Here is a 13,892-nt window from a genome sequence, read left to right as displayed (position 1 = left end):
TATTGTAATATAAGACTAGTAATAAATCTTTGTCTTAAATATTGTACATAAAAGATAAATTATAAAATAAAAGAAAGGAATCATAAAAATGTCAATTAAAGCAAGTAATCAATTTACTATTGTAGACATAGAAGAACAAACCTACGAAGACATCTGTACCCACGACACCACAACCGGACTCATCGAATGTACTCACGCACAGGATCAGGGATGTGTAAGGGTTACAGAATTACAGGGGAAATCGGAGCAGGTGCAGAGTACGCTGGGGAAGAATTTATTTAATGGGGTATTCCATGATGGATTTATAAATATAAATACCGGAGCAATCATTCCGCCTCAGTCAGATAATCCAAGTTCAGTTTACTCTGATTTAATTCGCTTATATTCTGGTAAAACCTATATAGTATCTGGTCACAATGGACAAGACATGAGATACCGCCTATTTAATTTAGATGGTTCTTATGCTAAAAGTATTAGTTCCTATGATCGATATACTTCTGACGGGGACTATTATGTACGGTTACTTTGGTATCAAGGCTTAACCAATGAGCAAAAATCTAAAATTCAATTAGAAGAAGGTTCCACACCAACAGCGTACGAACCATTCATTCCCAACAGTCCAAGCCCAGATTATCCAAGTGTTATTAACAGTGTTGGGGATAGCGGGAAATTGAATGTGGTGAGTTCTGTTGGGCGGAGGAACCTTTTTGAAAATTCTAGTGAATTCATGATCTCCCCTACTTGGAATGGTGCAAAAGGGACTGTTGAGGAAGTTGATGAACCAACATCTCCATACGGAAAAGCTATAAAAATAACAATTACAACAGCCGGCAGAGGATTTTATTGCTACTCTGGTTTTATGCCAATGGAAAAAATGGAGGTAGGGCGCAAATATACATGGAGCTTATTTGTTAAATCTAATAGAGCACTTACATCCGAGAATTTCGGACATGAATGTGGTGGAATAAAAAATTACACGGTTTCATCCGAGTGGGAAAAATATTCCTTTACTTATACGATGAATAGTTCCCCATACCGTGCGTTCCTAATGTATTTTAATTTTGCTGTAGGAGATACCTTATATATACACAGTTTTAAATTAGTAGAGGGTGAAACCATTGATGATTGGACACCAGCCCCAGAAGATATCACCCCAGAAAACTATAAGCAATACGAAGATAAACTATCTCTCGCATTGGTCAACCTTACATCTCCACTTCGTTCTTTGCCAAATGGAGTACACGATGTGCTGGAATGTAAAGATGGGATTTGGGGAGTTACGAGGAATTGCGGATTATTACATATAGATGTAACAGCAAATTTCACTACTCAAAATAGTATGGTTTCTTCCAAAGAAATTCGCGTTTCTCATCCTGGCAAAAAAAATAACTTAATATGTAATAGTTTTAAAAACACATACTCAACATGGTACATTGATAAAGTTGGTATATTTGCAGCCGCTGGATTAAATATGGAATCTATCGCTTTTCGTATACCAATTAATTCAGACCCCAAAGTATTCTTCCGTGATAATCCTTCAGATGTAATTTACGAACTAATATCTCCAACCTGGGAACCCCTAGACGATCCATCCCAGATAGCCCTGAACAACCTATTATCTTACTCAGGCAAAGATTACATAAATACAACTGAGCCTTTAGCTACAAACTTTTCGGTAGCAGTAAAATCACGTGCGTTCTACGAAAACTTCAAGCTTCAGGAAGAGATCAAAAATACCAATTCTTCATTAGGCGACTTAGATGACGAAATCAAAGGTGGATTTTACGATGGAATTATCAACGTAAATGAAGCGGAAGCCATCCGTAAAGCTGCCGAAACAATGCATACTCAGGTCACGAACCAATTTAATAAGGTAGATTCTAATCCTTCGCTGACTGGCACACCAAAGTCAACACACCAGACTAAGTATACTGAGTGTAATAATGCATATAATACGCTTATTTCTAAGATCAATACTGCCATCGATTACTGCTCAGTTAACAGCACGAAAACAGATGCTCAAAAGAAAACGGCTGTTACAGATATGAATACAGCTTTCGGGACGTATAAAACGAAGTTGGCTGATTACCAGATAGCTTATCAGGACGCTATTGATGCTATTGCGAAGAAGAAGGCAGATGATGCGGTTGACGATGTCGTTATTGGCGGAAGGAATCTTTTTAGACAATCTGGACATTGGGAAAAATTGCCTGATACGAAATATTGGCGTAACAACGGCGGAGCTATTGACCTTGACACAACCGTTAAGTATTTAGGATATAACACTTTACGTACTACTGTTGGTGGCGGTATAAGTGGTCATAATACTGAATGGATTGAATTAGACACAAATAAAATTTATACGTATTCGGCAATGATCTTAACAAATGCTAATGTAACCGGGAACCATTACACACCTTTACGCTATCATTGTTCTAATGATAAAGTTGATAGTACTTATGATGTTGACACAATTAAATATCAACAAGTCGTAACAGCCAATAAATGGACTTTGTTATATTTAACCTTTAAACCCAATAGAAAATACTGGCGACCTTTCGTATACATAGGTAGTGGAAGTACGATATTTAATATTGCATATTTAAAGTTAGAAGAAGGAACAAAAGCCACTGATTGGACACCAAACATCGAAGACACTGATGAGAAAATAACCGAAGTATCAGCTACCCTAACCAGCACGATCAGTGACGTTAAATTTATCGTTGACGAAGACCATAAGAACATTACTAATAAGGTATGGAAGACAGACATCCTCACAGGGATTAAAGATTTAAATGTTGGTGGAATAAACCTCTGGGATTTGTCTGCTATCAAACGGTATGCTTCAGGGAGTCTTAGCGCATTAACGGGAGCTACAATTGATGCTAAAGCAGGAAAAATTACAGTCTCAGCAAATTCAGAAGGCGTTCCTGGTTGTAAGATTGATACTTCCACTCTTACTCGGAATACAAGCAATATAGGCGAGTTAGTTATTACAGGGTATTATGACCGCCCTGACTCCGATTCAAATAAATTTGAAAATGTCTTCCTTTACTATAAGTGCTTTAATAGTTCAAATGCGGAAGTACAAGCACATACAAAATTGTCTCTTCCAGTTGAAACAAGCAGCAAGTTATTTGCAACAACCATTTCTATTCCGGCAAATACTGCTTATATCAATTTTGGTGTCGGTCAATTCCCTTATGTAAAACCATATACGCTGACAGGACTCACCGTAAAAGATTCTGCTCTCTATGATATTACGAAAGGTCTTAGAGATCAGGTGTCGCAGGCTTATCAGGATATTAGCGGATTTAAGCAGACGGTGAGTGATACTTATACGACTAAGACGGAATTTGATCAATTGAGCATTGGTGGAAGGAATTTGTTTACCAAGTCTAATTTGAACAAATACAGTAACTTGGAGCAATGGACTATCAATGGATATGCAACTGGTACCCTTGATTCTGTCAATAAATATAATGGTTACACAAGTATAAAATTAGTTACAACAAATGCAACTGGTATGAATTCTAAAAAAATAACTCTTTTAAAAGGTAAAACATATACATGGAGCTTTTATATTAAAGCAACAGAGGCATTTGTACCATCCTCTATAAAAATTATGCACATGCAATTATCAGATGGCTCAAACATTCACTGCGAGGTAAATCGTCGTTTTAGTCCTTCAAATGTTTTAGCTAATACCTGGACAAAAGTATCAGCAACATTTGATACTCCGACGACAGCAGAAACATATACTTGGTCTGGATATATATGGTTCCTTACCAATAATCAGACATACAATGTATGCTGTTTTAAATTAGAAGAGGGAAATAAGGCTACCGATTATACAGAAGCTCCAGAAGATACCGACGAAAAGTTTACTAATTATACCACGACCACTGACATGAACTCATTAATTAACCAAACAAAGTCAGACATTGAACTTGGAGTATCTAAAGCATACACAAGTAAAACCGAGGGAGATAAGATAACCCAAGGTTTAAATAAGTGGATATTAGAGGTTTATCAGTTAACCAGTTCTTCTATGCCAAATCCTAGAGTTGCGGATATAGAGAATATTCGGGGGAAAGTGCCGACTAAGATTATTGAAGTTGCGGATACTGCGATGAGTGCTAGTCTTAATACTGGTGATTACTACATTGGACATGCGTTTACTTATCTCTATTTTGATGCTGCCTATACATGGTCTGGAACAATTAAAACAGATGATGAGGGCGTAGTTTATCTCAATGGTGTTAAAAAAGTATCTACAACAACTAGCGTGGCTACAAATATTTCTTTACCATTTCAAGCTGGTTGGAATGTTCTTGAGGTTGTTTATAATGAAGGAACTAGCAATGACGGTTGGTTATTCAGTAGTAAATTATCGACATTATCTCAATGCAAGATCATGAACTGCTATGCTCAGGTGTCGCTGAATGCGAGTGCTTTAATCAAGGTTACGGCTGATGCTATTAACAGTTAAGTTGAGAATAATTCTGCTTATAGTGAAGTTGTTCAGAATGCCGGGAAAATTAAGTGGTTAGTTGCATCGGGAAAAGATCCTGCCAGCATGGAGTTGACACCGGAGGCTTTAAATGTCGTTGCTAAATATATAAATCTTAATGGCGATGTTAAAGTTAGTGGCAATATGCTGGTGGATGGAGCTATAACAGCCCCTAAGATTGCTGCTAAAGCCATTACCGCTGATAAAATAGCTATCGGCGATTTCACAAATTATGCCCAATTAAATGTTGATACTTTGTCTAAATGGGGCTTCACTTCTGTGGATGATACATCTGCAAGTGCTAATCCTTGGTTTAAAAGAAATAATATTACCAGAGATTGTTTTATTAGCGAATGGTATCCTTGTAACGGTGGAGAAAGTTTTAGGATTAAAGCTGATATCAAAACGACAGTAAAAGGTTCTTCTACAAATGGGGGAACAGATAGTGACTTTAAAGGCGTTACTGTTGGTGTCTACTGCTATAGTAATACTAACGCAATTTCTATATATTATGCACAACGTGTTACTAATCAGACGCAATCCATTTCCAGTGCAGTTACATTAAACAGTAATATCAGGAAATTTGCTGTGTTTGTTCAGATAGAAGGATGGGCTCCATTTACAGGAGAATTATTTGTCAGAAATGTTCAGGTGACGAAAATGTCTACGGGAGAACTGATCGTTGACGGATCTGTAACTGCGGATAAAATGAATGTTAAAGGACTGACTGTAAGCGATGGCTCAAAAAATACCTTGGCAATTGATAATGCTGGAAATGTTTCTTTAGATGTTAAAAGTCTTAGAATTACTGGAAGTGCTGCCGCCACTCAATCTGAGGCTCAAGGCTATGCTTCCTCAGCTAAGTCAGAAGCTATTTCAGCTGCAGCTTCCGATGCCTCTACAAAAGCAAACAACGCTAAAACAGATGCTTTAAACGCTGCAAAAACCTATACGGACAATGGGTTGGGTAGTAAATTGGATACCTCATGGATGACGCAAAAAAATGTTTTTGATAAGCTAACAAATAATGGATCGTTACAAGGCATTTATATGGAAGGTGGCAAACTCTATATTAACGGTGAGTATATCAAAGCTAATTCTATTGATGCTGACCGTTTGATTGTCGGTATGAATCCTAACCTCGTAAGATACGGACTGGATACGATGGAGCAATATTCTACGGTTCCTAACTATTTAAGCACCAGTGGAACAACAATCACCTTGGACTCAACACAGTATTATTGTGGTACAAAATCCATTAAGGTTTTGGGCACAACCTCAAATAACTATATCTGTCTGGGAAATTCCACTAATGATTTCGGATGTGTGCCTGTAACCGCAGGTAAAAAATACATCATATCCTGTTATGTAAGGCATACGACAACCTCCAGAGCGAATGTAACCTTCAACATAGTCGGACACACTGAAATTTCAAGTAATGCTACAACTTCAACAGCAAGCTTTAGCGATATTGTAACCAATACTGATGGTTGGAAAAGACTTGTTATCAAGTATACTGCAACCTCTACGTACCCGTATATCTCTCTTAGGATAGCAACCGGAAGTTCAAATATCCCAGTTTGGTTTGATGCTTTCCAGATTGAGGAAGTAGATGATTTGGGGAAAGAGCCTGGAGCATTTAAACAAGCTGGAACTACTATTATTAATGGTGAGAATATCACTACTGGCACTATATCTGACGCATTAGGCAACATAAGTTGGAATCTTGCAAGTGGAGTTTTGAACGCAAAAAAACTAAGCATCGATTCTATTAATTTTAAGTTGACAGAAGCGGGTGTTGTTACTGCCAAATCAGGAATCATTGGTGGTTGGAATATCACCCCAGAATCTATGAACCGACAGTTTACCGCAAATAATAAAAATTATTGGCTATATTTTGACACAGGAACAACTACTGATGCTTATGCGGCATTTATGTTAAGGACTAAAGCTACAACAGCCAGTGCCTGGGAAGATAAATTTTCAATCGCATGGAATGGCAAGATGACTGCTATGGACGCGGATGTACGGGGTAAAATTACTGCTACAAGTGGAAGCTTTAATGGAACAATTGAAGCTCAAATAATTAATATCCTAAACAAAATGTCTATATATTATAATGATTTAGGTGTAAAAAAACTAACCAGTGTAATAGAAATACCTAACAGGACTAGCGAGGGTGCACATTCTGATTTAATGATTGGTGGTGATACATCATATCTGACTCTAAAGGCTAGTGATCAGATTCGTAGTTATACACCACTCAATATAATGAACTCAATTATGGAGTATGGGGTTTCTTTATCCAATAAATATCAGGCAAAAGGAAGCTATTCTGCATCAAATCACACGCATACAGCAGCACAGGTAGGGGCTGCTACAGCAACTCATTCCCATAGCGCAGCTCAAATAGGCGCAGCTGAATCCTCGCACCAACACGGGCAATTACATCAAGACGGAAAAGCAGTTGTGACAACTTCAAATGGCGGAACTATATTTAGAGCAGCAGAGGTTCGTGGAAATAATGTGGTTACTTTAGGATCTTCTACTTACAAATGGACAAGACTATGGGCTGTACAAGGAACAATCAGTACATCAGATAGAAATGAAAAAACTAATATAGAGCCATTGGACGAAAGATATGAAAAATTATTTATGGATTTAAAACCAAAAATGTTTAATTGGAAGAACTTCACAAATAAAGATCATCATGATAGGAGACATTGTGGGTTAATAGCCCAAGATGTTGAAGACGCCACTTATGCCAACGGTTTATCTCCAGAATTATTTGCAGCTGTTTGTAAGGATAATCTTGAGAAACCAACTGAAGATGGTCGCAATTGGAGCTATGGTTTAATCTATAGTGAATTACATGGTTTAGAAATACATATGATACAAAAAAATATTGCTGAAACATTTGAACTTAAAAGTCAGATTATGTCGTTAAGAAATGAAAATGATAATTTAAAAAGTATAAACGATGAAATAATTAAACGATTGGAAAAAATTGAAAAAATTATTGATGTATTTTAGTCAAATACAATTGTAAATATATCCCATATCGTCTATAATAAAATCAAATATATCAAGGGAGGATATGGGATATGAAGAAGATTCTTGGCAGTTTTGTAGTTATTCTAATTGTATTTTTTTCATTAAATACTACAATAGAAGCATCTGGTAACAAAGTTAAGATGGGAGACAATGTATATGTAACATTTGATTATTCAGAAAATCATTTTAAAGCTACTATTTCAGGAACGGGAGCTATGTATGATTATGATTTAGATGGTTATGAATCCAGTGGACTATTGAAAAACCCCTTCATGGGGCTTACAAAATTCACTGGATCTATAATAATTGAAGAAGGTATAACTAGTATAGGAAATTATACTTTTTATTGTTCACGTGTGTATGAAGCAGAACTACCTACTACATTAAAACGTATAGGGGATTATGCTTTTGCAAGTTCAGACTTATCTGGCATTAGATTTCCTGAAGGTTTAACTGAAATTGGTAAATATGCTTTTTTAGGTACTATGTCAGATTTCTACAGACCAACACTTGAACTACCGCAAAGTATAACTAAAATAGGCGAGAATGCTTTTGCTGGTTGTCGGATGACAGGAATAAAATCAAATATTAAGGATCTGCCTTACGGAATATTTAGTGACTGTGAAAAAGTTAATTCTGTCAGCTTAGGGAATAATTTAAAGTCAATAGGAGCTAATGCATTTAATAATTGTAAGGCATTAAAAAATATAATATTACCAAATAGTGTTCAATCCATTGGCGGATATGCATTCAATGGTTGTATTTTATTAACCGACATCAACATCCCCGGCTCAATGCAAACTATCGGAGCCAACGCATTTGCAGGATGTCGTAGACTTTTCAACGTAACAATGCAGGAAGGTGTTAGAAACATCGACGATAACGCTTTTAATGGTTGTATACGTCTTCAGACAATGACACTGCCAGCATCAATCCAATCCATAGGGGATTACGCATTTAATCAATGTACGATGCTTCGTAGCGTAATGATTCGTAATGGCAACACAAATCTCGGCTCAGGAGTCTTCAACGGGTGCCCCGTAACACTATCAGCATCAAAAGGTTCCAGAGTCCAAGCATACGCGAAGAGCAACGGAATAGGCTTCAAAGATAACGGTAGTTATGCTGTGCCATTTGTAACTCAGGAATATATTTCAGGCAGTTTCAGATACAAAGTCCTGACATCAGGATCAAACGGCGGTACAGTCCAAGTAATCGCCCCAATCAACAACAAGAAAACGAAGCTCACGATTCCTGATACCGTAAAACTCAACACCTACAACTTTACGGTCACAAGCATCGCAAAGAACGCTTTCAAATCCAACAAGAAACTTAAGACTGTCAATATCGGCAAATACGTTACATCAATCGGAGACAGAGCATTCTACAACTGCTCAGCGCTTACAAGTGTAAAATTCGGCAATAGAGTCAACGAAATCGGTAAAGCTGCATTCCGTGGCTGCTCGAATCTGAAAAAGGTGAAGTTACCGACTAAAGTTACGACAGTTAAAGATGAACTGTTCTACGGCTGTAAGAAGCTGACGACAGTGACGTTGAGTAATAATACAACTTCTGTTGGTAACGGAGCTTTCTCAGGATGTAGCAGTTTAAAGAGCATTACTCTTCCGTCACGTGTTAAGACACTTGGAAGCAAGGCATTCTATAACTGTAAGAATCTGAAAAAGATTACGGTTAAAGGAACTGCGCTGAGAAAGGTTGGAAGTTCTGCACTGAAGAAGATAAACAGTCGGGCTACGATAAAGGTTCCTAAGAGTAAAGTAAAGAAATATACAACTCTATTTAAAGGTAAGGGACAGAGTAAGACGGTTAAAGTAAGTAAATAAAGGGAGAAGAAGATCGTATGAAAAAGGTAAAAGTATTATTGGCTACGGTTTTGGTAATATCATTGTGCTTAGCACCTATAAGTGCAAGTGCTGCATCAAAAAAAGAGATTAAAAATGTTCAGACAACGGTAAAGAAGTTTTATAATGCGGCAAAGGTTTATAATGCACCACGTATGAAGAGTTGTTTTGTTAATCCAAGCGATATGAAAGTTTTTATTGAAAATAAAGAAATGGCTAAATTTTGTAGAAAACAGAATAAAAAACTTAAATATTCTATTCGTTCCACTAAAGTTAAGGGAAAGAATGCCACAGTAAAAGTAAGGTGCACTTATGCTAATGCATATAAACATATATATTATGCTTGCGGTGATGTAATATCTTATAATTTACTATATCCTCAATGTACGCCAGAAGGACTTAGAAGATATCAATATGAAAGAGTTCTGGTCAATATTGATGATCTTGGAATAGATTCGAATACTAAAACAATTACGTTAAACCTGAAAAAAGTAAAGGGAAAATGGAAAATAAGTAATGCAACACGGAAAATAATGGATTCAGTAAATTGCAATTATGAAAGCGCTTATCAGGATTATTTTGCAGAATATGATTAAGAACAATTAAAAATGTCATAAAAATCAATATGGACTGACTTTATGGTAAATTGCAGTATTTTAAGTATCTATTGATATAAAACATCTGATTTTACAAGACTTTTCCAATGGGACTGCAAAACAATTGAATCATTTATGTAGACAAAGTCAATTTAATAGTATAGTAAGGTAAATTAGAAATTTGTGGAGGTAAAAGATATCATGTTAAGACCAAAAGAGGTAGTGTGTAAGTGGGTAGATGCCTTTAATAATCACGATGTAGAGGCAATTACAAGTCTTTATCACGAAGATGCAACAAATCATCAAGTAGCCAATGAGCCTGTAGTTGGAATAGAAGCAATTCGTGCAATGTTCACTGATGAATTTGCTATTGAAGATATGACTTGCATTGTAGAAAATATATTTGAAGATGGGCAATGGGCAATTTTAGAATGGAAAGACCCATTAGGCTTAAGAGGCTGTGGATTTTTTCATGTTGTTAATGGAAAAATTCTGTTTCAAAGAGGATATTGGGATAAACTATCATTCTTGAAACAACGCAACTTACCTATCGAATAAATTCCAGTTTAAATAAAAGATGTCAGGACATCAGATATCATAAATTATTTGGTGTTTTGTTAACCGTATGAGAGTCTATCGAGTAGGTAGGCTCTTTTATTATGCCAAAAATCAAACCACTCGTACAGATTTTACGAGAGGAACATATAAAATTAAAAATCATGGAGGATTTGAATATGAAAACAATCACAATTAAAAACTGGGCAATCACAAAAATTTATGAGGATTTATTACCATTTTTATTAGGAAACAAGAAATACCCACAGAAATTAAACTGGACGATGTATAAAGCTGGACAGAAGTTTGAAGAAGCTGCTATCCGTTATAACACTGAATATAGACGTTTACTGCACCAATATGCGGTAAAGGACAAAAATAATAATCTGATTACGGATAGTGCTGGTAATGTGATTATTCCTGATTGCCTGAATGATGTATTTATCCATGAGTGGCTAACCTTGTCAAATATTGACGTAAAATTACAGATGGAAGAAGTAGATGAAGAGATCTTCAACTATGATGATTCAAAAGGTCAATACGAGACGCTAAAGCCACATGAATTGCGGGTGTTGAAAGAGATCCTGTGCGATCCCGAGGATTACATAGGCAAGTGGGTCGCGGAACACGACGTACCAGTGGAAGAGTGCCGCATATATTGATCAAATGAAACTCCGGTTTTCTTGCTACTCAAGGGTAGTGGGGAAGCCTTATTTTATTGTGCAAAGTTGTTCCGGGCACAGTTAGTAAAATCTATGGGATGAACTAACAATAGGAAAATTGAGTTTAAGATCCAAGTCACCAAAGTTTGGTAGGGGTCTTAATAGATTAAATTAAAAAAGAATAGGAGATTATTATGGGTAAAGTAAATGTAGAGGTAAAAGAATTCATGGGCATGGATGTAAGGGTTATTGAGAATGAATGGATGGTGTTGAAGGATATGTTCTCAGCACTGGGGAGAGTCCGAATTAATGGTGGATGGACGCATGAAAAAAAGAAATTGTTAAAATTTCTTGAAGAACTGGGCAAAAAAGACCTCTACCAAACATCGGTAGACGTTCCGGTCAAGAAAGGACAGTTGGAAAATGTAGAGTGTCTGAAATTAGAAATAACGCCACTAATACTGACACAGTTTAAACCAACAGGTAGGAAAAGCGTAGAAGCTCTAAATGAGTGGTACAAATTCATGAAATTTGTTGATGATATATTAGTATCCCTAGAGGTACATAAATTTATAGTAAAAGACAAAGGAACTCAGAGAGAACAAATTGACAGGTTGTCAAATGCTAAAGGTGATCCCAAAATAGCAAATATGCAAGTAAATATGATTATGGCTAAACTGATAGGTGTATACGACCAGGGTATAAAGAGAGTAAAAAAGGAAGAACTGAGGGTGTACAAGGATCAGACAACCGTGGATTTGCTGGAAGTGAGAGAGTTTGTAATGGAGAAGTTTATAAATGCCTATGAATTTACGAGGAGCCATAAATCTGCTGGTGAGATGGCGTTAAAGTTGGCGAAAGAGAAATATTCCAAAGGGTTAAATTTGGTTGCGTAGGGAGTAAATAAGATAAATGATATTGGCTGCTCTGTAATATGGGCAGCTATTTTTGAGGAGGAATGTACATATATGGTAAAAAGCAACAACGAGTTATTGCAGTATGCAATCAGTAATGGTATCATTAATTTTGAAGATGTGCAGAAAAAAATAGATATGGCAAAGAGAGAACAAATTTTAAGAAAGCATCCATTTGAGATATGGGAAAGTGAAAATGGTTATTGCTACACGTATTTGCCTGACGAAACGAAGAAGAACGGAAGACGGCAAATAAAGCGTAAGTTGAGTAAAGGAAAAAATCCTGATCAAGCCATTGAAGATGCGATTGTCGAGTTTTATCAAAAGCAGGAGAGTGATGAGAAGAAAAGGAACACAGCTACTTTAAAAACAGTTTTTCAACAATGGATGGAATATAAGTGCTTTCACACAAATTCTTCGTCTTATATGAAACGTATAAGTAATGATTGGTTTAGGTTTTTTGAGCCTGAGAACATATCTGTAATGCCAATTAAGGACCTTGATGTATTATTCTTGGATAACTGGTGTCATAAGACCATAAAGAAGTTTTCATTAACAAGCAAACAATTCTACAACATGGCAATAATATTGCGTCAGGGGCTGGATTACGCTGTCAGAACGGGTGTTATAAGTGAGAATCCCTTCTTGGAAGTTGTAATTAATAGAAAGATGCTTCGGAAGACTGAAAAGAAGGCTGATGAAACACAAGTCTTTAGTATAAAAGAAGAGCCTCAGATTATTGCTTTTGAGAAAGAGCGTTTTAATGAAAATGGATTTACAGTTCACCTGGGGATTATTTTGGCTTTTAAGATAGGGTTAAGGGTTGGAGAGCTTAGTGCATTAAGCATCACTGATTTTAACGAAGACTTATCCTATGTCCACGTTCATGCTATGGAAGTTTTAGAGTATGATACAGACGATAACATATCGTACCACGTGAAAGAGCGTAAGGTAGTTGACTATACGAAATCATGTGCAGGAGATAGAACCGTATATGTTCCGCAGGATGCAAGGAAACTTGTGAAGCAGATCATTAAAACCAATATATCTAATGGAATTTGGGAAAAGGGGTATTTATTCATAAGAGATAATGGAGAAAGAATCCAATCACATTCGTTTTCAACTGCATTATTAAGGTGCTGTAAGAAACTAAATTTAACAAATAGGAGTATGCACAAAATAAGAAAGACTTATATATCTGCGTTGATTGATGGGAATATAAATATAAACGAGATCAGAAAACAGGTGGGGCATGAAGATGAGAGAACAACACTCAGAAATTATTGCTTCAACAGATATACGAGGAATCAAACGGAAGAACAGATGGAAAATGCACTTAAACTAAAAGCATAAATATTTACATGATTATTTAGGCAATCAAGGGCAATCAAAAAATAAAGACATAAAAAAAGTGGAAAAACCCAGTAAATACAAGGCTTTTCCACGATTAAAAGAGCAGTCCGTAGGGGAATCGAACCCCTGTTTCCGCCGTGAGAGGGCGGCGTCTTAACCGCTTGACCAACGGACCTCATCGCTTGGTACTTGCATATCATATACCATTTTAGAAAATTTTGCAAGTACTTTTTTTGATTTTTTTTAATTTTTTTGCAAATTACGACAATTTTAAATTACAGGGTGGATTTCCCGGAAATTATTAATCAGTAAAGGTATGGTGAAATGTTAAATTGACCGATATTTGTAAAATATATTTTATATTTCCCGAATTTAATTACTTG

8 protein-coding genes and 1 tRNA gene are annotated in these 13,892 nt (G+C 36.3%); 8 read left to right on the top strand and 1 reads right to left on the bottom strand.

Features of this window, described 5'->3' with window-relative positions; all coding sequences use genetic code 11:
- Window positions 1-88 precede the first annotated feature (88 nt).
- The 8 genes from CD03_RS0114425 (at window position 89) to CD03_RS0114390 (ending at window position 13,509) form a co-directional block, all read left to right on the top strand.
- Window positions 89-4,492, top strand: a complete 4,404-nt coding sequence (locus CD03_RS0114425; RefSeq protein ID WP_027294261.1) for a carbohydrate binding domain-containing protein — start codon at window positions 89-91, stop codon at window positions 4,490-4,492.
- A gap of 87 nt (window positions 4,493-4,579) precedes the next feature.
- A complete protein-coding gene (locus CD03_RS0114420; protein WP_027294260.1) occupies window positions 4,580-7,546 on the top strand; it encodes a tail fiber domain-containing protein in 2,967 nt (988 codons plus the stop codon).
- Between the two features lie 71 nt (window positions 7,547-7,617).
- A complete protein-coding gene (locus CD03_RS0114415; protein ID WP_027294259.1) occupies window positions 7,618-9,411 on the top strand; it encodes a leucine-rich repeat domain-containing protein in 1,794 nt (597 codons plus the stop codon).
- Between the two features lie 17 nt (window positions 9,412-9,428).
- Entirely contained in the window at window positions 9,429-10,025 is a 597-nt protein-coding gene (locus CD03_RS0114410; RefSeq protein WP_027294258.1) for a hypothetical protein, read from the top strand.
- Between the two features lie 201 nt (window positions 10,026-10,226).
- The gene (locus CD03_RS0114405) at window positions 10,227-10,583 is read left to right on the top strand and encodes a nuclear transport factor 2 family protein (RefSeq protein WP_027294257.1); all 357 of its coding nucleotides are present in this window, start codon (window positions 10,227-10,229) and stop codon (window positions 10,581-10,583) included.
- A gap of 176 nt (window positions 10,584-10,759) precedes the next feature.
- The gene (locus CD03_RS0114400; protein ID WP_027294256.1) at window positions 10,760-11,242 is read left to right on the top strand and encodes a hypothetical protein; all 483 of its coding nucleotides are present in this window, start codon (window positions 10,760-10,762) and stop codon (window positions 11,240-11,242) included.
- Between the two features lie 194 nt (window positions 11,243-11,436).
- Window positions 11,437-12,138 carry a hypothetical protein gene (locus CD03_RS0114395; protein ID WP_027294255.1) on the top strand — a complete coding sequence of 234 codons (702 nt, stop codon included), beginning with the start codon at window positions 11,437-11,439 and terminating at the stop codon, window positions 12,136-12,138.
- Between the two features lie 72 nt (window positions 12,139-12,210).
- Window positions 12,211-13,509 carry a tyrosine-type recombinase/integrase gene (locus CD03_RS0114390; protein WP_027294254.1) on the top strand — a complete coding sequence of 433 codons (1,299 nt, stop codon included), beginning with the start codon at window positions 12,211-12,213 and terminating at the stop codon, window positions 13,507-13,509.
- Between the two features lie 103 nt (window positions 13,510-13,612).
- Here the strand turns inward: CD03_RS0114390 and CD03_RS0114385 are convergent.
- Window positions 13,613-13,684, bottom strand: a tRNA-Glu gene (locus tag CD03_RS0114385).
- Window positions 13,685-13,892: the final 208 nt, after the last annotated feature.

This window comes from Robinsoniella sp. KNHs210, from assembly GCF_000686105.1.
GTDB lineage: Bacteria > Bacillota > Clostridia > Lachnospirales > Lachnospiraceae > Robinsoniella > Robinsoniella peoriensis.
Note: the sequence above shows the minus strand (reverse complement) of the source record. Positions and strands in the feature narration are given on the sequence as shown.